Origin of the sequence: Azospirillum sp. TSH64, from assembly GCF_003116035.1 — a bacterium.
Classification (GTDB): Bacteria; Pseudomonadota; Alphaproteobacteria; order Azospirillales; family Azospirillaceae; genus Azospirillum.
Window position 1 is genome coordinate 3,937,660 of sequence record NZ_LGQW01000015.1, and the last position, 21,748, is coordinate 3,959,407.

20 protein-coding genes are annotated in these 21,748 nt (G+C 68.3%); 8 read left to right on the forward strand and 12 right to left on the reverse strand.

Features of this window, described 5'->3' with window-relative positions; genetic code table 11:
* Positions 1-3: 3 nt before the first annotated feature.
* From TSH64_RS19280 to TSH64_RS19290, 3 genes are all read left to right on the forward strand, one after another.
* Positions 4-750: an ABC transporter substrate-binding protein gene (locus TSH64_RS19280; protein ID WP_247873038.1), complete on the forward strand. Its 747-nt coding sequence runs from the start codon at positions 4-6 to the stop codon at positions 748-750.
* A complete protein-coding gene (locus tag TSH64_RS19285) occupies positions 747-2,384 on the forward strand; it encodes a SpoIIE family protein phosphatase (RefSeq protein ID WP_109447413.1) in 1,638 nt (545 codons plus the stop codon). Before TSH64_RS19280 ends, TSH64_RS19285 begins: the two co-directional genes overlap by 4 nt.
* A 173-nt stretch (positions 2,385-2,557) precedes the next feature.
* A complete protein-coding gene (locus tag TSH64_RS19290) occupies positions 2,558-3,319 on the forward strand; it encodes a response regulator transcription factor (protein WP_109447415.1) in 762 nt (253 codons plus the stop codon).
* Positions 3,320-3,328: 9 nt separating this feature from the next.
* Here TSH64_RS19290 and TSH64_RS19295 read toward each other — a convergent pair whose 3' ends face one another.
* From TSH64_RS19295 to TSH64_RS19310, 4 genes are all read right to left on the reverse strand, one after another.
* The gene (locus TSH64_RS19295; RefSeq protein WP_109447417.1) at positions 3,329-4,378 is read right to left on the reverse strand and encodes a HAMP domain-containing sensor histidine kinase; all 1,050 of its coding nucleotides are present in this window, start codon (positions 4,376-4,378) and stop codon (positions 3,329-3,331) included.
* The gene (locus TSH64_RS19300; protein ID WP_247873039.1) at positions 4,375-4,800 is read right to left on the reverse strand and encodes a DUF1987 domain-containing protein; all 426 of its coding nucleotides are present in this window, start codon (positions 4,798-4,800) and stop codon (positions 4,375-4,377) included. The genes TSH64_RS19295 and TSH64_RS19300 overlap by 4 nt, the downstream gene beginning before the upstream one ends.
* Complete coding sequence (locus TSH64_RS19305; RefSeq protein ID WP_109447419.1) at positions 4,797-5,348, reverse strand: SiaB family protein kinase; 552 nt, start codon at positions 5,346-5,348, stop codon at positions 4,797-4,799. Before TSH64_RS19305 ends, TSH64_RS19300 begins: the two co-directional genes overlap by 4 nt.
* Before the next feature lie 118 nt (positions 5,349-5,466).
* A complete protein-coding gene (locus TSH64_RS19310) occupies positions 5,467-7,236 on the reverse strand; it encodes a DUF3369 domain-containing protein (protein ID WP_109447421.1) in 1,770 nt (589 codons plus the stop codon).
* A 506-nt stretch (positions 7,237-7,742) separates the two neighbouring features.
* Between TSH64_RS19310 and TSH64_RS19315 the strand changes: the two genes are divergently transcribed.
* Positions 7,743-9,437 carry a histidine kinase dimerization/phosphoacceptor domain -containing protein gene (locus TSH64_RS19315; protein ID WP_109447423.1) on the forward strand — a complete coding sequence of 565 codons (1,695 nt, stop codon included), beginning with the start codon at positions 7,743-7,745 and terminating at the stop codon, positions 9,435-9,437.
* Here the strand turns inward: TSH64_RS19315 and hisE are convergent.
* A complete protein-coding gene (gene hisE, locus TSH64_RS19320) occupies positions 9,434-9,898 on the reverse strand; it encodes a phosphoribosyl-ATP diphosphatase (protein WP_247873040.1) in 465 nt (154 codons plus the stop codon). The genes TSH64_RS19315 and hisE overlap by 4 nt on opposite strands.
* 260 nt (positions 9,899-10,158) lie before the next feature.
* On the opposite strand from hisE, the gene TSH64_RS19325 reads away from it, so the two are divergent.
* Entirely contained in the window at positions 10,159-10,353 is a 195-nt protein-coding gene (locus tag TSH64_RS19325; protein ID WP_247873041.1) for a hypothetical protein, read from the forward strand.
* Between the two features lie 44 nt (positions 10,354-10,397).
* Positions 10,398-10,595, forward strand: coding sequence for a hypothetical protein (locus tag TSH64_RS19330; protein ID WP_109447427.1), 198 nt, complete (start codon positions 10,398-10,400; stop codon positions 10,593-10,595).
* Positions 10,596-10,725: 130 nt separating this feature from the next.
* Here TSH64_RS19330 and TSH64_RS19335 read toward each other — a convergent pair whose 3' ends face one another.
* Positions 10,726-11,460, reverse strand: a complete 735-nt coding sequence (locus TSH64_RS19335) for a Crp/Fnr family transcriptional regulator (protein WP_109447429.1) — start codon at positions 11,458-11,460, stop codon at positions 10,726-10,728.
* 213 nt (positions 11,461-11,673) lie between these two features.
* Between TSH64_RS19335 and TSH64_RS19340 the strand changes: the two genes are divergently transcribed.
* Positions 11,674-12,075 carry a hypothetical protein gene (locus TSH64_RS19340; RefSeq protein ID WP_109447431.1) on the forward strand — a complete coding sequence of 134 codons (402 nt, stop codon included), beginning with the start codon at positions 11,674-11,676 and terminating at the stop codon, positions 12,073-12,075.
* 97 nt (positions 12,076-12,172) lie between these two features.
* Positions 12,173-13,009, forward strand: coding sequence for a DUF502 domain-containing protein (locus TSH64_RS19345; RefSeq protein ID WP_109447433.1), 837 nt, complete (start codon positions 12,173-12,175; stop codon positions 13,007-13,009).
* On the opposite strand, the gene recG is transcribed toward TSH64_RS19345, so the two are convergent.
* The 6 genes from recG to TSH64_RS19375 all read right to left on the reverse strand — a co-directional run.
* On the reverse strand, positions 12,961-15,042 hold the full coding sequence (gene recG, locus TSH64_RS19350; RefSeq protein ID WP_109452826.1) for an ATP-dependent DNA helicase RecG: 2,082 nt from the start codon (positions 15,040-15,042) through the stop codon (positions 12,961-12,963). The two genes, TSH64_RS19345 and recG, sit on opposite strands and share 49 nt — an antisense overlap.
* Positions 15,043-15,457: 415 nt before the next feature.
* Positions 15,458-18,400: an ATP-binding protein gene (locus TSH64_RS19355; protein WP_109447435.1), complete on the reverse strand. Its 2,943-nt coding sequence runs from the start codon at positions 18,398-18,400 to the stop codon at positions 15,458-15,460.
* 38 nt (positions 18,401-18,438) lie between these two features.
* On the reverse strand, positions 18,439-18,861 hold the full coding sequence (locus TSH64_RS19360) for a response regulator (RefSeq protein ID WP_098740016.1): 423 nt from the start codon (positions 18,859-18,861) through the stop codon (positions 18,439-18,441).
* 56 nt (positions 18,862-18,917) lie between these two features.
* Positions 18,918-19,997 (reverse strand): chemotaxis-specific protein-glutamate methyltransferase CheB, encoded by a 1,080-nt coding sequence (cheB, locus tag TSH64_RS19365; protein WP_109447437.1) that lies wholly within the window; start codon positions 19,995-19,997, stop codon positions 18,918-18,920.
* Positions 19,994-21,442, reverse strand: a complete 1,449-nt coding sequence (locus TSH64_RS19370) for a chemotaxis protein CheW (RefSeq protein ID WP_109447439.1) — start codon at positions 21,440-21,442, stop codon at positions 19,994-19,996. The genes cheB and TSH64_RS19370 overlap by 4 nt, the downstream gene beginning before the upstream one ends.
* The coding region (locus tag TSH64_RS19375) for a CheR family methyltransferase (protein ID WP_282188110.1) at positions 21,439-21,748 on the reverse strand (310 nt) is incomplete at its 5' end. The genes TSH64_RS19370 and TSH64_RS19375, both read right to left, overlap by 4 nt.

Below are 21,748 nucleotides of genomic sequence, written 5' to 3' on the forward strand. Positions count from 1 at the left end.
GCCTTGCCCTTTCTCTGCAGCTTTCCGCTCCTCGGGTTTCGGCCGGCCCCGGCACACGCGGCGGCCACGGTCGTCCAGGTCGGCGCCTATGAGTTCCCGCCCTATGTCGACGAAACCGGCGGCGGCATCACCCGCGACTTTCTGGAACTGCTGAACGGCGCGCAGGGTGAATTCCGGTTCGAGACGGTCAGGACCGCCCCGCAGCGCCGTTACGAGGATCTGGAACAGGGGCGGTTCGACATGATCGCCTTCGAGTGCCGCAATTGGGGCTGGCAGGACCGTCCGGTCGACGCCACCCGCCCCTTTCTGCGCGACGCGGAGGTGTTCATCGCCAGGGCGGCGCCGGGGATCGACCAGCATTATTTCGACGATCTGAACGGGAAGACGATTCTCGGACGGCTCGGCTATCACTATGCCTTCGCCGACTTCGATGCCGACCCCAAGCGGCTGGAGCAGCGCTATCGCACCCGCGTCACGGTGACGCATGAGGGCAATGTCCGCAGCGTCGTCGCCGGGCGGGCCGACCTGGCCATCGTCACCCGATCCTTCCTGACCCGTTTCCTGCAGCGCGAACCGGATCTGGCCCGGCAGATCCTGGTCTCCGACCGCACCGATCAGATTTACGAGCACACCATCCTGATCCGGCACGGCGCGGCGCTCACCACCGGCTGGCTCAATGGGCTGCTCGACCGTCTGGAGGCGGACGGGCGCCTGGAAACCCTCTGGCGGCGCAGCGGAATCCTGTCTTGAACCGGCGATCCTCCCTGCTTGCGCGGGTGGCCGGGGCCATCCTGCTGACGACGGCAAGCATCGGCACCATCGCGATGCTGCTGTCGGCGCAGATCGTCGAAGGACAGCGCCATCAGGATCTGCTGCGGCGGGCCGAGCTGGTCGCCGCCACCCAGGCCGACGCGCTCAGCGGCTTCGTCTGGGAAATGGACAACCGCAGCGCCCAGCGCATGATCGAGGCGCTGACCGCCCGCGATCCGGCGATCCTCTCCATTTCCGTCTTCGAGACGGACCGGGAGCAACCGCTGGCACGGACCGTGGTCGGAAAAACCACAGGAAAGACCGAGGATACCGACGGCATCGTCACCGTCGAACGCCCCATCCTTCTGCACGGGCGTGAAGGGCGGGTGCAGACGGTCGGGCATCTCAGCATCGCCTATTCGACGGCCGAGGTGCGGCAAGCCACGCTGGATGCGCTGATCCCGGTCGCCGGGCTGCTTCTGCTGTCGCTGCTGGGGGCGATGGCGGCGCTGGGGCTGACGCTGAACCGGATGGTTCTGCGTCCGCTGCGCCGCCTGACGCAGTTGGCCGGCGCCATGGCGCGCGGAGAGTACGGCGCCCGCATGGATGCCGGGCGGAGCGACGAGATCGGTGTGCTTGCCGATGGCTTCAACCGGATGGCGGCGACGGTGCAGGATCACACCAGCACCCTGGAAAGCCGGGTCCGCGATCGGACGGAGGCGCTGGCCGCCACCAACCGCGCCATCATGGACAGCATCAACTACGCCCAGTTGATCCAGTCGGCCATCCTGCCGTCAGCCGGCACGCTGTCGGCCGGCTTGACCGAACATTTCGTTCTGTGGCGCCCGCGCGACGTGGTCAGCGGCGACTTCTATCTCTGCCGCGAGGTCGAGGACGGATTCGTGGTCGCGGTGGCCGACTGCACCGGCCATGGCGTCCCCGGCGCCTTCATGACCATGACCGCCAGCGCGATCCTCAACAATGTGCTGGACCAGGTTGGCGCAGCGGACCCGGCCGCGGTGCTTGCCGCCGTCGACCGCAAGGTCCGCGCCGCCCTGCACCAGGAGGAGGAAGCGCGCGGCGGAGCCGACTGCTTCGACAACGGCCTCGACCTGGGGCTGTGCCACATCCGGCCGGCCGCGGGCAAACTGGTCTTTGCCGGCGCCCGTATCCCGCTGCTGGTCGTTGCCGAGGGCGGCGTGGACGGCAGGGTGGACGGCGGGGTGGACTGCGGCGTGACGGAACTGCGAGGCAACCGCCGCAGCCTGGGCTATCGTCCGAGCGCATTTCACGCGACCGGCAGAAAGCCGGTCGGCGGTGGCGCCGAGTCGCCCTTTACCAACCACAGCGTTGCCCTGCGGCCCGGCCAGACCTTCCTGATGAGCACCGACGGGCTGGTCGACCAGAATGGCGGGGAACGAGGACGCAGCTTCGGCCGAATCAGGCTGCACGAGCTGTTGAGCCAAGGCGCCCACACGCCACTCGACCGTCTGAAGACCGATGTGGAAAGCTCGCTCGACCGGTTCCAGTGCGGCCGCGAACAGCGTGACGACATCACCCTGTTCGGTTTCCGCGTGCGGCTGACGGACGCAGTCGCCGTCTCCAGCACAGGGTCCGGCCGCCGGGCGGCGTAAAAGTCCTGGACCGATTGTGCGTATCTGTTACAGACATGTCATATATTGTGACGGGTTGTGACGCACACGCAGCGGGAGCAGCGGGAGCAGCGGCTACCTCTCAAGTTTGTTTTAAAATTTAGGCATTCCGGGGTATGTTGCACCCGCTGGAGTGGTGATAGGGAGAACACGGCATGGCCGGTCCGACGATCGTCGTGGTCGAAGATGAGAATTCTTTGCGGTCCGACATGGTGGAGTATCTGTCGAGCTGCGGATTCGATGCCATCGGCGCACGGGACGGGACGGAACTGGACCGGCTGTTGCAGACCCGCACCGCCGCCATCGTCATCCTGGATGTCAATCTGCCCGACGAGGACGGGTTCAAGATCGCCGCCCGGCTGCGCGACCATCATGGCGCCGGCATCATCATGGTCACCGCCCGCAGTTCGACGGTCGACCGCATCGTCGGGCTGGAGATCGGCGCCGACGCCTATCTGGTGAAGCCGGTCGAGCTTCGCGAACTGGAAGCGCAGGTGAAGTCGCTGCTGCGGCGGCTGAGCGAGCGCGCCGCGGAGTCGGCCGCCCAGTCCGCCAACGGCGTGGCGTCCGGCGAGGCCGCCGGCGACGGGGCGGACGAGGCGCGCTGGTCGCTGGACCCGACGGAATGGAGCCTGACCAACCCCGCCGGCATCCGCATCAGCCTGACCAGCATGGAGATGAAGCTGACCAGCCTGCTCGCCGCCCAGGCACGCAAGCCGGCGACCCGCGACCAGATCTCGCAGGCCTTGTACAATCGCCGCTGGAACCCGGAAGACCGCTCCATCGACACCGTTGTCGGCCGCCTGCGCCACAAGGTGGAGGGCGCCATCGGCGGTCCTGCGCCGCTGAAGTCGGTGCATGGCGTCGGTTACGTGTTCTCCGCCCCGATCCGGGTGGTCGGGACGGGCCAGGGCTGAGTCCCGGTTCTACATCGTCAGAGCCTCGACCGGCAGGTCGCGGTCGGGTGTCCGGCGTGGGAACTGCAGGGTGAAACTGGTGCCCAGGTCGGGCGCGCTTAACACCGTGATCGAGCCCATCAGAACACCGACCACCAGATTGTGGACGATGTGGAGCCCAAGCCCGCTGCCGCCGCGACCGCGCCTGGTGGTGAAGAAGGGCTCGAACACCCGGGCGCTGTGCTCCTCGCTCATGCCGCGGCCATTGTCGGCGAAGCACATGCGGACGGTGTCGGCGTCCGGACAATCCACCGTGATCGCCATCCCCCCTGCCTGCCCGTCGACGAAGGCATGGGTCAGCGCATTCATCACCAGATTCGACAAAATCTGCGACAGCACGCCGGGATAGCTGTCCAGTTCCAGGTCGGCGGGGCAATAGACCGCCACCGCATGGCCCGATGGCCGGAACTTGGGCTGAAGGCTGACCAGCGTGTCTTGGATATAGGCGGCGAGATTGACGGTTCGCCGGACCGCGCTGGCGCGGTCCACCGCCACCTGCTTGAAGCCGGCGATCAACTGAGACGCCCTTTCGCAATTGCCGAGGATCAGATCGGTGGTGTCGACCGCCGTCGCGAGGTAGCGGGCGAACTCCGCCTTGCCCAAGGTCCCGTCGTCTGCGCGCCGGCGCATCGCCTGGGTGGCGTCGGCCAGATGCGAGGCGCAGGACACGGCGATGCCGACCGGCGTGTTGATCTCATGGGCGACGCCGGCGACCAGCGCGCCGAGCGACGCCAGCTTCTCCGACTGGACCATCGCCTCCTGCGCCTCGCGCAGGTGATCGAGTGCCGCCTCCGCCTCGCTGCGCTGGCGATCCAACTCGTGGATGGCGTCGCTCAATTGCGCCTGCAACCGGTCGCTGACCCGCACAAGCCGCTGCTGCTCCCGCGTGCTGAGTTCAAAGGCGGCGATCAGGTCGCGGAATTCGGGCAGGCAGTCCGGCGCCAGCGTGCCCAGCCTCGTTTCCAGAGCGCGGGCCTTGGCGAGGGCCTCCTCCTCCGCGGCGAAGAGATTGAAGCTCATGGCGGGCCGCCGGCGGGCATCTCCCGCATCTGGAAGACGACGTGCCGCAAATCCTCCGCGAAATCCTCGCCCAGTTCGCGCATGGACTCGTCACTCTCCTCGACGCACCATGTCAGCGTCACCGGCCGCCCGCCCTTGGCCACCGTCTCGAGCATCTGGAAAATGTTCATCAGCGCCTTGGCACTGGAGCTGTTGAAGTAAAGAAGCTCCATGTCGAAGCGGATGGGACCGCCATCTGGATCGCCGAGAAAGCCGCGCAGCGCCTCGAACACCGGGCCGAAGAACGCCGCGACATCGTCGGGATAGGACTCGCCGGTCATCCGCAGATGGCCGCTGACGAAATCGAACGACACGCCCGGCGTCCGTCCGGTGGCGGGAATGGTCAGGCAGTCCATCGCGTGGTGCTCGGCCCGGACGTTCATACGCTGACCTTGAGGCAGAAGAAGCTGCGGTCAGCGTCCATCGCGTTGAAATCGTAATCGATGGGATCGCTGGCCCGCCGGGCGATCTCGATCAATCCCAGCGTGGCGCCGCGGCTGCCGTCGTCCGGCTCCTCGCGAAGCTGCTCGCGGTAGTAGGTCTTGATGCCGTCGCGATCCAGGCTCTTCAGATGGTCGAGCCGTTCCTTCAGACGGGGCACTTCGCTGTTGCGCACGGTGTTGCCGCAGACGATGAAGACCTTGCCGCGCTCCATGCCGATGGTGACCATTCCGGCGCTGAGTTCCACCGCGCGGCCGGCGGTGCCGGACACCTTCTCCGCCGAGTAGCGGATGATGTTCTGCATCTGCTCGACGAAGACGGAGAAGACACGGCGGATGGTGGGTCCGTCGGCCGCTTCCAAGGCCATCTTCTCGCGCAGAGCCTCACCCAGGGAATAAAGTATCCCCTCCGACAAATAACCGCTGAAAGAGAACACGATCCCCTTGTCGTCGAGATCGCGCTTAATCGACGCATATTGCTGGGCAAGCATGGCTGTGGCCTGAGGTTCCACGGATACCGGGGTTCCGCCCGACTATGTCACCTCCTATGACAAAGGGCCACAGACTTTCGGAGAGGCGACATGGAAGCAGGCGCGCCAACGCGTTGCATCACACCGGCACCACGATCCGGAAGGTCGAGCCCTTCCCCGGCACACTGTCGACGGCGACCGCGCCGCCATGCAGCAGGGCGATCTGCTGGACGGTGTGCAGCCCGATGCCGGTGCCCGGCACTCCGGAGGCGCCGGTCCCGCGGAAGAAGCGGTCGAACAGGCGCGGAAGCTCCACCTCTGGAATGCCGCGGCCATGGTCCGTCACCTCGATCACCGCCATGGCGCCGTCGGTGTCGCCGCTGAGGAGGATCGGCCCACCCGGTCCGGAATATTTGAGGGCGTTGTTGACCAGATTGCTGATCACCAGACCGATCAGGTTGGCGTCGATCTCCGCCCGCGGCGGCAAGCGGTCCAAGGTCAGCCGGAACTCGCGGTCGGGGTAGGCGACGCGGAAAGGCTGGACGACGGTGCGGATCAGGTCCGGCAGATCGATTTCGGCCCGCTCCACGACAAGGGCGTTGCTCTGCAGCCGCTCGTCGGTCAGATGGGAGTCGATCAGGCCGGTCAGGCGCTGCACGCTGCCGCGGATCACCGCCAGCCGTTCCAGCATCTCCGGCTCCACCTGCCCGGCCCGCATCGCCAGCAGTTGGGCGGCGCTGTCGATGATGGCGAGCGGCGTGCGGAATTCGTGGCTGACCATGCCCAGGAACTGGCGCTGCTGGTCGCGCGCCAGCAGTTCGCGCTCCAGCGCCCGTTCCACCCGCTCCTTCGCCAGGATCAGCGCCTTCTGGTTGGCGGCCAGTTCCAGCGTGCGATCCTCCACCCGCTGTTCCAGCGAGCGGTTCAGCGCCATCAGCTCCTCATACAGGCAGACATTGTCGAACCCGATGGCGACGCGGTTGCAGAACAGCTCCAGCAGGCGGTGCTCGTCGGCGACATAGGGCTCCGTCCGTTCCAGCCGGAAGACAGTCACGCCATGCTCGCGCGTGCGGAAAACCAGGACGCAATGGTCGTCACTGTAGAGGTTGGACTGGGTGGCGAGCGCAGTTGCCACCTCCGCGGCGGCGGTGGCAGTCAGGACGTCGCCCACCGGCATGCCGATGCTGCCGGCGAACGGACCCAGCCCGGCGACGATTTCGTCGGTCAGGCCGCCGTCGGCACGCGCAACCGGCCGGCAGGCCAGCACCGCCGGCGCGGCGCCGTGATCGACGACGCGGGCGATCTGCTCCGCCAGCCGTTGGACGAAGCTGCGCATCGGCCGCATCTCGAACAGCGGGGCCGATGCGCTGAGGATCCGTTCCAGCCCCTGCCTGTTGCGCTCGATCGTCACGATGTCGCGCCAGGCGCGCAACGCGCTGACCAGGGTGGTGAAAAGACGCTGGGCGGTCAGTTCGCTCTTGGCTTTGTAATCGTTGATGTCATAGCCGACGATGACGTCGCGTTCCGGCGCCTGTCCCGGCTGGCCTGTGCGCAGGATGATGCGCATGCGGTGGTTGCCCAGTTCCTCCCGGATGTGGCGGACCAGTTTCAGGCCGGCATCCTCCGTCTCCATCACCACGTCGAGCAGGGCAATGGGCAGGTCCGGCCGCCGGGCGAGGACCGCCTTCGCCTCCTCCGCCGACAGCGCGCTCACCACCTCGAACGGGCGCCCGTCGAAATCGAAGTCGCGCAGCAGAACCGCGGTCATGGCATGGACCTGGGGATCGTCGTCCACCACCAGAACGGGCCAGGGCAGCCCGGAGGGCCGCTGGGGCGTCGCCACCGTTACGGCGCTGTCTTCCGGGCCGAACAGCAGCTCGTCGTCCAGCCCACCGACCATCCCCATCATCCGCCGCCCCCACACCACTGCGCATGACCGCCCTCACCGCAGCACAATGGAACCACCGTCCGGTGCCTGTTCCAAGTCAGATCGGATGAATCGACAACATTCGTTTCAATTTGTCGCATATGAGCGAACAGCGCTGTGTCAGTTCGTCAATGTTTTGCAAGAGTTCATTACCCAGACACACAACGGAAGCTGTGCAAAAGACGGAGCGGGTGCGACACTGATCACGGGATGGTTGCCCACTAGGAGAGAGGATGGAGGATTCCTTTGTCCATGCTGCGGGGATGCTCCGCCGGCAGAAGCCCCAGGGCGTGAATGCCGGACGGCTACCCGATCTGGCGGAAGGCTGGACGAGGCCCACCATTCGGGGAAATAGTATCCACTCTTAACCCGACATGGTTGTTGGATGACGGAATGCAACGGTTGAGCTATTCTCGCGCCCAGCCCATCTCCTCTAAGGCCATCTCCTGTAAGGCCATCCCCTTTTGTGGAAGGACCACCTCGCCCCGATGACCCCTGCCGGCCTCGAACAGGACTCACATGCCGCGGGAAGCCGGGTTGCGGAACGGGGCGGGCGCAAGGCGGCGTCCCTGGCTGTGGGCGCATTGCTGGCGGTGTCGCTCCTCCTCACCGGCGCCCTTCTGGTGTTTTCGGCCTACCAGTATCGCAACCAGGTGATCTCCGAGGCGGAGAACCGCAGCATCGCCATCGCCCGCGTTCTTGAGGAACATGCGGCCAGGACGCTGGGCATCCATGCCTCCACCCTGTCGCACATGGAATGGATGGTGGACGATCTGGGCTGGGACCGGATCGACGGCACTCCCCTGCTGTTCGAGCGGCTGAAGGCGATGGCCGCGCAATCGCCGGAGGTCCAGTCCTATTGGATCACCGACGAGACCGGGCGGGTGCGCGCCAGCAGCTACGAATGGCCGATGCGCCCGCTGAACGCGGGAGACCGCGAATATTTCCGCGCCCATCTGAATCCCGGCACGATGCTTCACATCGGCCCGCGGCTGAACGGCAAGATCGTGCCGGAGGTCGTCTTCACCCTGAGCCGGCGGATGGAGCTGCCCGGCCACCGGTTCCAGGGTGTGGCGCAGATCTCGCTGCTTCCCAGCTATTTCACCGACTTCTACCGTTCGGTCCTGCATGGGTCCCGCGATGTGATCCTGCTGATGCGCGAGGATGGCGAGGTGCTGGTCCGCAATCCGATGATCGCGCCGGAGGACAGCGCCGCCATCGGACGCTTCCCGGAGCTGATCTCCACCCCCGACAGGAACGGCATCTTCCGCGCGGTCACCCCCTCCGACGGGGTGGAGCGGTTGTTGGCCCGCCGCAAGGTGCCCGACCTGCCCGTCTACGTGGTCTATGGCACCGATGTCGCCTCCATCGAGGCCGCCTGGCTCGACCGGGTGCTGCCCTATGTCCTGACGGCTTTCCCGGCGCTCGGCCTGCTGGGCCTGCTGGGCGGCATCGCGTTGCACCGGTCGCGGCAGGCCGCCAATGCGCAGGTGGCGCTGCGCCGCGCCAACGAGGCGCTGGAGGGCCGCATCGCCGAGCGCACCCGCCATCTCGATCAGGCGCTTGCCGACAAGGAAGTGCTGCTGCGCGACATTCATCACCGGGTGAAGAACAACCTGCAGGTCATTCTCAGCCTGCTGGAGTTGCAGGCGCAACGGTCGCCCGAACTGGAAGCGCCATTCAGCGAAGCCCTGACGCGCATCAACACGATGGGTCTGATCCACGAGCAGATCTACCGCTCCACCGGCGTGTCGGCGGTCCGGCTCGACAATTTCGTCGAGGCGCTGGCCGGGCACCTCAACAGCTTCCACAGCCGCCCCGGCCGGACCATCGTCATCAGGCACCGGGTCGAGCCCGTCAGCCTCGACCTGAACCGCGTGGTGCCCTTCGCCCTGATCCTGAACGAGGTGGTGTCGAACGCCTACAAGCATGCCTTCACGGGCCGCTGCTCCGGCACCATCGACATCGCGGTGACGGCGGAAGACGGATCGCTGCACCTGACCATCGAGGATGACGGCACCGGCGCGCCGGAACCGGAGGATGCCGCCCCGCCCGGACGGCGGTCGATGGGCATGGATCTGATCCGGGCCTTCAGCCGGCAAATCCGCGGCGAATACCATTTCGCCAGGGGAGTGGGCACGCGGTTCGATCTGGTCTTCCCGCGGGAGGCGGACCCCGCCTAACGCTTGCAGCGTTTGGCCTGATTGGACTTGTCGGAATTGGACTTGTCCGAACTGGATTTGTCCGTATTGGATTTGGGGGAAAGCGGCCTGTCATGGCCGGCGGCGACACCATTGATGGGGTCGTCCGATTTCGGCAGCTTCTCGGCTATGCCGTAGGCCAGCTCGCGCCGCCGCAGTTCCGCCAGGATCTCGTCGGGGGCGACATCGAGGTCGGCCAGCAGGACCACCAGATTGTACAGCAGGTCCGCCGCCTCCATCACCAGCGCGCCGCGGTCGCCGCGCATCGCCTCGATCGCCACCTCGATCGCTTCCTCTCCCACCTTGCGCGCCATGCGGGCGCGGCCTTGGGCCAGCAGCTTTCCGGTGCGGGAAGTCTCGGGAATGGCAGACGGTTCGCGCCGCATCGTCTGGACGGCGTCGTAGAGACTGCGGAGCGGATCGGGGCCGATGTACTGAACCATCCCCCTGAAGTCGTTTTTTCCGGCAGCACTGTCAAGATGTTGGTTGGTCGGCCGAACATCCTAGGGATGCGGGCGAACAGTCCGGAAGGCGTCGCCGTGGGTTGATAGTTCGTAATGCTGATTGGTTTGTATAATGACGATTTGCCAAAGGAAACCTCTGTATAGCTGTAATTTTTGCAGCATCCAGCAATGCAAAGGCCGCGTATTTGGCATTGGGTATACCAGTATATAGTCTCCTCAACAGCCCGATGGAGACAACGATGACCACCACCACTTTCCAGCCCGGCACCGAACACCACGCTTCGACCGATGCCCTGCATGCCGTCGCCGAATTCCCGGTGGCCTGGTTTGAAGCCACCCCGGCCTATCTGGTCCTGCGTCCGGTCGGCGCCTTCCTGCAGGAATGGGTTGCCGCCACCCCGGCCGGCTACCTGCTCGGCCTGCTGAAGCGCTGACACCCCGCCACCCCTTCCGACATTTTCAGCCGACGGAGACGATCATGAGCATCCTCAGCCTTCATCATGGCGATCATGGCATCCATGGCGACGCCCAGTCCCAGCATTCGGTCCGCGATTTCGCCGCCGACTGGTTCGAGGCCACGCCCGCGGCGATCCTCCTGCGTCCGGTTGCCGCGTTCCTGACCGAATGGGCCCTGGCCACCCCGGTGGCGATCTTGGTCCGGTCTCTGCACCGCTGATCGCGGTACAAAAAAGCAAAAAAGTCTTGAGGGTTTGAAAGGCGACCGCGGCACGGCCCGACCATACGGGCTGCCGCGGCCTTTTCTTTTTCAGGGTCCGTTCTCAGAGTCCGTTTCCCTGCCCGCGCTCTCAGGCGCCGCCGCGGACATCCTCGACCAGCATTTCCAGCCGTGACAGGTCGCGCACAACCAGCGCGTCGGGACGGCGTTCCAGCAGCCCGTCGCGGGTCAGGTCGCTCAGAACGCGGGCGACGGTTTCACGCGTGGTGCTGACGCGGGCGGCGATGTCGGAATGGACGGGAATCGGCGCGATGATCGCCGAGGCACCCTGGCGTGAGCCACGCTTGGCAAGGCGCAGCAGTTCGGCATGGACGCGGTTGTTGGCGCCGAGCGTCGACAGTTCCATGATGCGGTCGGTGGCGCCGCGCAGCTTGTCGCACAGCCGCAGCATCGTCGCCATCGCCAGTTCCGGATGGGCGGTCACCAAAGCCTGGAAAGGCTTGGTCGGCAGGAAGGCGACCAAGGCGCCTTCCCCCAGCGCCACCACCGACGCCGACCGCGGACGGCCGTCCAGCGCCGACATCTCCCCCACCAGTTCCCCCGCCTCGATGTCGTTGAAGCTGATTTCGCGCCCACCGGCCGAATGGCTAAGCACCCGCACCCGCCCTTCGACCAGGAAGGCGACGTCGCGGGTCTCGGCCCAATGGTCGATCAGCTGCTCGTCGGGAGCGAAGCGGCGCCAGCGGCATTGGCGCGCCACCGCGGCGCGCTGGTCGGCGGACAGCGGTCGAAGCAGCGCGATGCGGTCCAGGCCGGCGGCGGATGCCTCGGCCAGCCCATCGGCCGGGCTGTCGGGCTTGGTCATTCTGGTTTCGTCATGTCGGTCTTTGGCGCGGAAGATTCCGGCTTCGCCCCGGACTGTATGTTGCCCCGAAGGATAGCGTGACCTGCGCAAAGGTGGAAGGCGCTGTGACTATTGGCCGGTGTCAACCCTCCGTTAACGCCAAGCGCGCAGAAGGGGGTGACGCCTCGCCGAATTTTCCATTTACCGAACCCATCGTTGCCCGGAGCGCCGACCATGCCGACCCTGTTCCCCGTGCCCACCGCCCGCCGCATCGACCGCCAACGGCTGCTGTCGGTCGCCCTGATCCCCTTCGCGGCGGCCATCGCCATGGCGAGCACGGTCGCCGCCACCGGCTTCACCGCCAGCCCGCTGGGCGAGGCGAGCAGCACGCTGGGCTTCCTGCTGGATTTCGTGAAGTTCTGCTATCTCGCCGTCGCCATGGCGCATCTGTCGGGCGCCATCGCCGACCACACCTGCGGCAGCCTCGCCGCCGGCCTGTCGATGGACGAATACGACGCACCGGAACCGGTCTCGAAGGACGAGTTCTGGCGCGCCTTCCCCAACCATGTCGACGGCGCCGCCATCGCCGGGGCCGTCACGCTGCTGTCCGTGATCGCGAGCTCGCTGGTCGGCTGACGCTTTTCCCAATTCCCGCGTTCCCTTACGCGGCAGTTGAGAGCGGACGGCGCTTGCCCCACTATGGCGCGGATGGACGATGGGCGGATGGGCAGGCGTGAGCGGAGATCAGACTGAACCGAAGGCCGAGGTGAAGGCCGACCCGAAGTCCCAGGGCAAGCCCCCGGCGAAAGGCCAGATGGGGGAGCCGGCGCGGCACCGCCGCGAGGGCATCGGGTTGATGGGACGGCTGCGGGCCTATTTCCTGGCCGGCATCCTGGTGACGGCCCCCATCGCCATCACCGTCTATATCGCATGGTGGTTCGTGTCGCTGATCGACGGCTATATCCGACCGTTGATCCCCAGCGTCTACAATCCGGAAAACTACCTGCCCTTCTCGATCCCCGGCATCGGCGTTCTGGTGGTGATCATCGCCGTCACCCTGATCGGCGCCTTCGCCGCCGGCTATGTCGGCCGGCTGGTGCTCGGTGTCGGCGAGGGGGTGGTCGGACGCATGCCGGTCGTCCGCTCCGTCTATGGCGGGGTGAAGCAGATCTTCGAGACGGTGCTGGCCAAGAAGTCGAACGCCTTCCGCGAGGTGGTGGCGATCCAGTATCCGCGCCCCGGCGTGTGGTCGCTGGGCTTCATCACCGGCAGCGCCCACCCCGAGGTGCAGGTGAAGCTGGCCGGCGAAGCCGACGACATCGTCAACGTCTTCATCCCCTGCGCGCCGCCCACCGCCGGCTATCTGGCGATGGTGCCGCGGCGCGAGGTGACCGTGCTGAACATGACCGTCGAGGATGGGCTGAAGCTGGTGATGTCTGGCGGCATCGTCGTCCCGCCCGACCGCCGCCCCACCCTGGTGGAAATACCGGCCGATCCCGACGATGAGGATCTGGACGGCGATCAGCCCGACCGCAAGGTCTTGGCCGCCGCATCGCGTTCGAAGAGGTAGAGCAGGGTCCGCAGCGCCTGCCCGCGCGGGCTGGCGAGGTCGGGGTCGCGCTCCACCACCAGCCGGGCATCGTCGCGCGCCACCGCCAGCAGGTCGCCATGCACCGCGAGGTCGGCCATCCGGAAGCCCGGCAGGCCCGATTGGCGGGTGCCCAGAACCTCGCCGGCACCACGCAGGCGCAAGTCCTCCTCGGCGATGACGAAGCCGTCCTCGGTGTCGCGCAGGGTCTTCAGCCGCGCCCGCGCTGTTTCCGTCAGGTTCGACTCGAACATCAGCAGGCAGCTCGACGGCTTCTCGCCACGGCCGACCCGGCCACGCAGCTGGTGAAGCTGGGCGAGGCCGAAGCGTTCGGCATGCTCGATCACCATCACCGTCGCTTCCGGCACATTCACGCCCACCTCGATCACCGTGGTGGCGACCAGAACGTCCAGGCTGCCTTCGGCGAAGGCGGCCATCACCGCGTCCTTGTCGGGCCCCCGCATCTTGCCATGGACGAGCCCGACACGGTCGCCGAAGGTAGCGCGCAGGAAGGCATGGCGCTCGGTCGCGGCGGCGAGGTCGCTCTGCTCCGATTCGTCGACCAGCGGGCAAACCCAATAGACCCGCGCCCCCTCCGCCACCTTGCGCTGGATGCCGTGGACGACCTCCTCCAGCCGGTCCAGCGCGATGGTGACGGTCTGCACCGGCTTGCGGCCCGCCGGCTTCTCGGTCAGGCGCGACACGTCCATGTCGCCATAGGCGGTCAGGGTCAGAGTGCGCGGGATCGGGGTGGCGGTCATCACCAGCACATCGACCGCCCGCCCCTTGGCCGACAGCTGAAGGCGCTGATGGACGCCGAATCGGTGCTGCTCGTCGATCACCGCCAGCGCCAGATCCTTGAAGGCGACATCCTCCTGGAACAGGGCATGGGTGCCGACCAGCAGCGGCAGTTCGCCGGAGGCCAGCCGGTCGAGCACAGCCTGGCGTGCCTTGCCCTTGTCGCGCCCGGTCAGCAGCCCGATCTCGACGCCGGCCGCCCTGCACAGCGGCGCCAGGCTCTCGGCATGCTGACGGGCGAGGATTTCCGTGGGCGCCATCAGCGCGGCCTGGGCGCCGGTCTCCACCGCGTTCAGCATCGCCATCAGCGCGACTACGGTCTTGCCGCTGCCGACATCGCCCTGGAGAAGCCGCAGCATCCGCCGCTCGGCGGCCATGTCGGCATAGATCTCCTCCAGCGACCCGGCCTGCGAACCGGTCAGGGAGAAGGGCAGCGCCGCGAGCGCGGCGCGGCGCAGGCTGCCGTCGCCCTGGGTCGCCCGCCCGGCCAGCCGGCGCTGGCTGGCGCGCACCAGCATCAGGGCGAGCTGGTTCGCCAGCAGTTCGTCATAGGCGAGGCGACAGCGGATGGGGGCCGTGGCGGCGAGGTCGCCCTCATCCTCCGGCGTGTGGGCGCGCTTCAGCGCCTCGGCCCAGCTCGGCCACTGGCGGCGGGCCAGCCATGCCGGATCCTGCCATTCGTCGAGCGGCGGGACATCGTTCAGCGCCGCGCGCACCGCCTTGCGCAAGGTCTTGGCCGGCAGGCCGGCGGTCATCGGATAGACCGGCTCGACCAGTTCCAGATCTTCCTTGGCGTCGACCGGGACGACGGCGTCGGGGTGGGTGATCTGGGCGGTGTCGTTGAACCACTCCACCTTGCCGGATACCACCATGGTGGTGCCGGCGGGGATCTGCTTCGACAGCCAGTCGCCGCGGATATGGAAGTAGACCAGCTCCAGCACGCCGGTCTCGTCGGTGCAGCGGATCTTGTAGGGATGGCGCGGGTTCACCGGCGGCGCGTGCGAATCGATGCGCACGGTCAGGGTGGCGATGCGCCCATGCGGCGCCTGCGCGATCGTCGGCGAGAAGCGGCGGTCGACCACGCCGCAGGGCAGATGCCACAGCAGGTCGACCACATGGGCGCCGGCCAGCTTCTCCACCAGCTTGCCCAGCCGGGGGCCGAGGCCGGGAAGTGCCGTGACCGGTTTGAACAGCGGAAACAGGATGGCGGGACGCACGGGCGGGTCGCTACCGGAAAAGCCTTCGACGGCCACCAGAAAGCCGGGTGGGCCTTCCTGCGTCAAGGCTGCTGAACGGCATTGGGGAAAAGGCGGGGAAAAGAAGGGACGGCGGAGCGCACCCAAGGCCAGGGGGCCTATGGTGGGGGGCAACGTCGGCCAGGAAATTGGCTTGGACGCGCTCCGCCGATAGGTACCGTCCGGAGGCAAACGGGAGAACCGGACGGTCGGGTCCGATGGCAGGGAACCATCGGGAAGAGACACCAGATAAGAAGACGCTCAATTGTGACGGGCCGGTGTTTCAGGGGGGCTGGCCCGACCGCGTCACAAGAAGGACATTAGCCCGTCCGCCCTGTCCCCAACCTGACTCAACCATGAATTTCCCTTCATGAACCGGCCAAGCCGAACGGGTGCATCAGGCCGGCGCATCGGCCTCCCGCCGCTGGGCCAGCGCGGCGAGGCGATAGAGTTCGTCGCCGTCCAGGATAATGACGATGCGGCCGTCGTTCAGCAGGGAGACGCCGCCGACACCGGGCACCTCGGCGAGGCCGGGATGGCTTTCGCGGACGAACAGGTCGCCGCGGCGCAGGAGCCTGTCGATCTCCAGCCCGATGCGGCGGCCGCCCTGGCGCAGAACGACGACGAGGCGCTGGCCGGGGCCGCAGAGCGGCCACTCCCCCTCGGCGGGAAAGCCCAGCGCATCGGCGAGGCGGACCACCGGCAGTACCCGCTTGCGGCGCATGACGGTCCAGCAGCCGGAGACGCGGTGGAAATCGTCGGCGGTGAAGCCGCAGACCTCCTCGACGAAGCGGTCGGGGATCGCCAGCACCTGATCGTCGACCTGGACCAGCAGGGTGCGCAGGATCGCCGCCGACAGCGGCAGGTCGATGGCGAAGGCGGTGCCCGCCCCGTCCCGCGTGCGGATGGCGATGCTGCCGCCCAGCCGGGTGATGGCATTGCGCACCACATCCATGCCGACACCACGGCCGGATGTCTCGGTCACCGTGTCGGCGGTGGAGAAACCGGGGGCGAAGATGAATTCCCGCACCGCATCGGGCGACAGGTGCAGGCTGTCCTCCTCGCCGATCAGGCCCTGGCGCACCGCCTTGGCACGCACCGCCTCCGTCGCGATGCCGCGGCCATCGTCGACGACCTCGACCACGACGCGGCTGTTGCGCTGGATGGCGCGCAGCGACAGCGTGGCCTGTGCCGGCTTGCCCAACGCCTCGCGGTCGGCGGCAGGCTCGATGCCGTGGTCGATGGCGTTGCGCACCATGTGCATAAGCGGGTCGTAGAGCATCTCGACCATGCTCTTGTCGATGCGGACCTCGCCGCCCTCGGTGGCGAGGCGGACCGACTTGCCCTGTCCCCGCGCCAGTTCGCGCACGACGCGGGGAAACTGGTTGAACAGGGTCTCGATGGGAACGACGCGCAGGTCCAGCGCCGCCTCGCGCAGCCGGTCGACGGAGCGGCTGAGCTGGGCGTCGAGGTCCAGCAGGTCGCGGCGGTGATGCTCGACAGCCTCACGCAGGAGACGCAGGTCGGGATCGCCGGCACCCAGCCGCTCGGTCAAGGCGGCGAGCGCCGACTCCAGCCGCAGGTCGTTGGCCGTGGCGTTGAGGTCGCCGGACAGCAGGACCATGCCGTCGATGCGGGCCATGAAGCGGTCGATCACCTCGCCGGGCACGCGCAGCACGCCACCAGCGGCGGGGGCCGCCGGGCGGGCGGATAGGGCGGCAGGCTGCGGGGCAGCGGTCGTCACCGGTGCACCGGCGGACTGCACCGCAGGCAGGGTCCGCGCATCGGCAGGGACCGGCAGGTCAGGTGTGACCGGCTCCCCGCCATCCCCGGCCGGATCGGACGGCGCGCAGGCGCGGATGCGCAGAAAGCCGCCGCCGGGGTCGATGCCGGCCAGGGCGTCCGCCAGGGCGGGAAGCTCCTGCGGGGAGGCGATCAGCACACGCAGCCAGGTCTTGCCGTCGATGAACTCCGGCCAGTTGGTGATGGCGCGCACCTTGCTGCCCATCCACTGGACGAAGCCGGACGCGACCTCCGGCGAGGTTTCCAGAAAGGCGGTGACCTCGTAAAGCCGCATCTCCGGATCGGCGATGGCGGCGCGCAGGTCGGCGGTGCTGTCGGGCGACAGGAAGCGCAGCAGGCCGGGATCGAGCCCAAGGGCCGAAAGATCGTCGGCGTTCAGCGGACGGCGCGCCTCGCCCGCCTCCCGCTCGGCCGAGACGGCATCGACGAAGGTGCGCAGGCGGCCTTCCAGCGCAGCCACCCCGTCCGCGTCCAAATCCCCGGCCGGATCGCACGCTGCCCGCGCCGCCAGATCGGCGATCATGGTGCGGGCGTCGGCCATCAGGATCGGCCGGTCGGCATGGTCGGCGGCGGGTGTACGGCGCATCACATCGGCCAGCACCCGCAGCAGGGCGGAGCCGCGCGGCAGCCGGACGATGTCCAGCGTCGCCGCCATACGGTCGAGCAGCCCGGCAAGTTCGGCGGCAACGGACGCATCGGCCAGCACCGACGGATCGGCCAGCAGCGCATCGGCACGGGCGCCGCCCTGGGCAAGGATCTGGGCGTTGTGGTCGGCCAGCAGGGTCGCCAGGATCGCCGCACCGGCATCTTTGCCGGTCAGTCGCCCGATGCGGGCGCTGGCGGTGGCGACGGCCTGAAGCTCGCGCAGGATGGCGTCGGCATCACGGGCGGCCAGCGCCTCGCGGAACCGGCGCAGCGTGTCGGCGAAGGGCAGGAAGTTCAGCCGCTCGCAGGCCAGCTCCAGCCGGTCGGCTGTGTCGTCGACACTGCGGAGTCCCTCCTCGTCCAGGCTGTCTAGGTCGAGCGCGCGGGTCAGCGTCGCCATCCCGTCATGCAGCAGCCCGACGAACAGGCCGAGCATCCGCTCGTTCTCGTGCAGACGCACCGGCGGGGGCGGCGGCGGGGCGGGAACGGGCTTGGCGGCGGGCCCCTCCCCGCCCAGCGCGTCGAGCCGCGCCAGCAGGTCGGCCGGCGCCTGCCCGTCGCGGCGGTCGCGCATGCCGGCCTCGGCAAGCCCGCGCAGCGCGTCCAGAGCCTCCAGCAGCGGGGCGGCGACCTCCTCCGTCAGCGCCAGCGCACCGCCGCGCACACGGCCGAGGATGGTTTCCGCCCGGTGCGCCACTGCCTCCATCGCGAAGAGGTCCATGGCGCGGGCGGCCCCCTTCAGCGAATGGAAGGAGCGGAACAGGGCAGCGATCCGTTCCGCCTCCGGCCCGTCGCCGGGGCCGGCGGACAGCAGCTTTTCCAGCAGGTCGAAATGTTCGCCGGCCTCGACGCCGAACTGTCGCCACAGGGTCTCGATCAGTTCGCTGGTCATGGGTCACCGCTCACAAAAGAAGGCGCCGAACCGGAGACTCAGGGCTTCACGGGCGGGGGCAAGCCGGCGGCGCGGCGGATGGCGGCGACGATGTCGTGGCCCTTCTTGTGGGCAAGGTCGAGGCTCATGGTGCCGGACGGCTTGGCGATGATCTCCACCGCACCCAGGGCGCGGGCCTCGTTCGCTTCGGGCGAGCCGACCTGCGCGACGGAGGAGATGATGATCACCTTGGCGCGCGACATCAGCGACAGATGCTCCATCACCTCCAGACCCGACATCTCCGGCATTTCGATGTCGAGCAGGACGATGTCGGGCTTCAGGCTCTTGACCATCTCCAGAGCCACCTTGCCGTTTTCGGCCGCACCGACGAGGGACAGCTCGTCGTCAGCGCGCACGATGTCGCCGATGATGGTGCGCATCAGCACCGAGTCATCGACCAGCAGGATCGTCGGCTTCGCCATGAGTAAAAACTTCCTATGTTTGCAGCGCCTGTCGGCTTCCGGGGTCTTCCCGATTGTCAGGAGAGTGTGAAGAGAGCGTTCAGCTTGCGGGCGATTGACGTAACCGGCAACACCTCCGTGGCGATACCGGCACGGATTGCCGCCCTTGGCATGCCGTCGACCGCGCAGGTCGCCGGATCCTGGACCAGAACGGGAAAGCGGCGTTCCGCGAAGGCCGTCGCACCGTTGCTGCCGTCGTCGCCCATGCCGGTCAGGACGACGGCGACCGGCGACTCCGCCGCTTCCGCGGCGCTGCGGAAGAGCCGGTCGGCCGAGGGGTGGTAGATGGCGCCGGCCGGGTCGGCGGCATGCAGGGTGAAGCGGCCGGAGGTGCTGCGGCGCACGGTCCAGTCGCCGCCGCCGCGCAGGATGGTGACGGCCGCGGGGTCGAGCGTCTCACCGTCGGCCCCCTCCCCCACCGGCCGGCCGAGCGACCGGGCGAGCGACGCGGCGAAACCGGCGGTGAAGCTGGCCGGCATGTGCTGCGCCACCACCAGCGGACAGGGCAGCGGTCCGAGCGCGCCCAGCAACTCCGCCAGCGCCACCGGCCCGCCGGTGGACACGCCGACGACGACGAGGTCGGGGCGGTGCCCGCGGACGGACGGACGCGGAGACGGAGGCGGTTCGGGTGCGGGCTCGGCCACGGAAGCCGGAGCGGAATCGGCGGCCCGCTCCCCCGTCAGCGCCATGCGCCAGCGGCCCCAGTGGCGCACCTTCTCGGTCAGCTGGCGTTCGATGGACGCCATGTCGAAGGTGATGAAGGAGCTGTTCTTGCAGATGAAATCCACCGCCCCGGTTTCCAGCGCCCGGATGGTGGCGGCCGCCCCCTCCGACGTTTCGTTGGAAACCATGATGCAGGGCGGGCCCTTCTCCGCGGCGATGGCCTGAACCGATTCGATTCCGTCCATGACCGGCATGTTCAGGTCCATGGCCACCACATGCGGCTTCAGCTTCCGCGACAGGCGCAAGGCCTCGGCACCGTTGCGCGCCTCGCCGACGATCTCGATGTCGGGCGCCGGCTCCAGCATCTTGCGCAGCGCGATGCGGACGAAATTGCTGTCGTCCACCACCAGCAGGCGGATGCGCGGGTCGGTCATGGCGCGGCAACCTCGCTCCGGGCGTCTCCGATGGGCAGCACCCTGGTGCCGGCAGCCGCGGCGGCGGTCAACCCCTCGGGCCGCAGAACCGGGATCAGGGCATTGTCCAGGCGGATCACCGCGGCGGTCAGGCGGTCGGACAGCGGGTCGACATCCTCGCTGTCGATCTTGCGGATGCGTTGGATCTCGTCGGCGATCACCGCCACGGTCCCGCCGTCGATCTCCACCAGAACGGCGATGCCGGGCGTGGCAGGAGGCGCGCCGACCGGCGCCCGCGCCAGCAGCCGGCGGAGATCGAGAACCGGGAGGATGCGGCCGTCAACATCGGTCAGCCCGTCGAAGCTTTCGGCGCCCTGCGGCAAACGCAGCCGGTCGGACACCTCCACCACGCGGCGGACCTTCTCGAACTCCAGCGCATAGATGCGGGCCTCCACCACCAGGGTGAGGAAGCGGCGGTAGAAGCGGCGCGGCAGGCGGCTTTCCGCCAGATCGTCGTCGGGATCGCTACCCTCGGGTACGAAGCGGCCGATGTCGTCGAGTTGATCGCCCAGCATGCGCGCCACGCTCCTCACGTCGAGCCAGAGTCCATCGTAATCCAAGATCCGGGCCGCCGCCCCGGCCTCGCCCGCGCGCAGGCGGTCCAGCGGCACGCGCACCACGCCCCGCACCCCGTCCACCCGGACGCCCACCGGCCCCCGCCGCGTCCGCAGGACGACGGCGTAGCCGCCGGGCCGATCCCCGATACCGGCGCCGGCACCGGCACCGAACGGATCGGTGACCAGGATCGACCGCTTCTGCACCCGTGCCACCCCCCGGACCAACGCCGGCGCATGGGGCAGCGGATGCAGGTCGCCGACGGGGAAGACCAGCAGCAGATCGGCCATCTCCAGAGCATGGGGTTGGCCGGCGACCTCCACCATCAGCAGGCGGATGCTGGCGCGCTCGCGCGACGGGTCGGGCGGCTCCGCTGCACCGCCCGACAGCGCATCGGCCTCCGCCAGCCCGGAAATGGCGAGCGCCCCGCCGCGCCCCAGCCGCATCAGATCGGGATCGAGCAACCGCAGGGACCGGTCGCCATGGCGCAGCCGGCCGGCCACCGGTGTTCCGCAATCCTCCGGCTCCGCCGCGCACAGCTCCACCCGCGCCGCCGTCAGCGTGCCGCCGATGCGGCCGGCGCGGAGTGCCAGCACGCCGGTTCCGGCGCGCAGCACGATCAGCAGTCCGCCGCGCCGTCCGCCGCCCCAGGCCAGCCGCAGCGACGGGTAGCCGGTGACGTCCAGCACCGGCAGGATGCGGCCGGCGACATTCGCCAGCCCCTCCACCTGCGGCGGGGCGAAGGGCAGCCGGGTGATGCCGGTCGGCTCCGCCACCTCCTCCACCCGATCGGCGGCGACGGCGAAGGGCGTGCCGGCGATGTCGAAGGTGAGATAGCCGCAGGTCGTCATGCCGCCCCCCCTCCCCGCCGGTAAGCGAGCGCGCGGTCGCCGCGATGGCGTTCGAAGCCGTGGCCCCGGCCGCAGTCGTCCGGCAGCCGGTCGGTGGTGCCGAGAACCAGCCAGCCGCCCGGCGCCACTGCCGCGGTCAGCAGGGAGAGCGCCCGTTCGCGGCTGTCGTCGTCGAAATAGATCATGACGTTGCGGCAGGACACGAGATCGAAGCCACCGGCCGGCACCCCATCCGGCAAGTCGGCGTCCATCAGATTGTGGCGGGCGAAGCGCACCACCCGGCGGGCATCGCCATGCACCCGCCGG

Bases quoted from the DNA above. Each gene is read 5' to 3' on its own strand.
- TSH64_RS19305 (WP_109447419.1), bottom strand. From the start codon at position 5,348: ATGCTTGCCCAGCAATATGCGTCGATTAAGCGCGATCTCGACGACAAG.
- TSH64_RS19325 (WP_247873041.1), top strand. From the start codon at position 10,159: ATGACCACCACCACTTTCCAGCCCGGCACCGAACACCACGCTTCGACC.
- hisE (WP_247873040.1), bottom strand. From the start codon at position 9,898: ATGGTTCAGTACATCGGCCCCGATCCGCTCCGCAGTCTCTACGACGCC.
- TSH64_RS19300 (WP_247873039.1), bottom strand. From the start codon at position 4,800: ATGAACGTCCGGGCCGAGCACCACGCGATGGACTGCCTGACCATTCCC.
- TSH64_RS19290 (WP_109447415.1), top strand. From the start codon at position 2,558: ATGGCCGGTCCGACGATCGTCGTGGTCGAAGATGAGAATTCTTTGCGG.
- TSH64_RS19355 (WP_109447435.1), bottom strand. From the start codon at position 18,400: ATGACCAGCGAACTGATCGAGACCCTGTGGCGACAGTTCGGCGTCGAG.
- TSH64_RS19360 (WP_098740016.1), bottom strand. From the start codon at position 18,861: ATGGCGAAGCCGACGATCCTGCTGGTCGATGACTCGGTGCTGATGCGC.
- TSH64_RS19295 (WP_109447417.1), bottom strand. From the start codon at position 4,378: ATGAGCTTCAATCTCTTCGCCGCGGAGGAGGAGGCCCTCGCCAAGGCC.
- cheB (WP_109447437.1), bottom strand. From the start codon at position 19,997: ATGACCGACCCGCGCATCCGCCTGCTGGTGGTGGACGACAGCAATTTC.
- TSH64_RS19370 (WP_109447439.1), bottom strand. From the start codon at position 21,442: ATGACGACCTGCGGCTATCTCACCTTCGACATCGCCGGCACGCCCTTC.
- TSH64_RS19340 (WP_109447431.1), top strand. From the start codon at position 11,674: ATGCCGACCCTGTTCCCCGTGCCCACCGCCCGCCGCATCGACCGCCAA.
- TSH64_RS19310 (WP_109447421.1), bottom strand. From the start codon at position 7,236: ATGATGGGGATGGTCGGTGGGCTGGACGACGAGCTGCTGTTCGGCCCG.
- TSH64_RS19315 (WP_109447423.1), top strand. From the start codon at position 7,743: ATGACCCCTGCCGGCCTCGAACAGGACTCACATGCCGCGGGAAGCCGG.
- TSH64_RS19330 (WP_109447427.1), top strand. From the start codon at position 10,398: ATGAGCATCCTCAGCCTTCATCATGGCGATCATGGCATCCATGGCGAC.
- TSH64_RS19335 (WP_109447429.1), bottom strand. From the start codon at position 11,460: ATGACCAAGCCCGACAGCCCGGCCGATGGGCTGGCCGAGGCATCCGCC.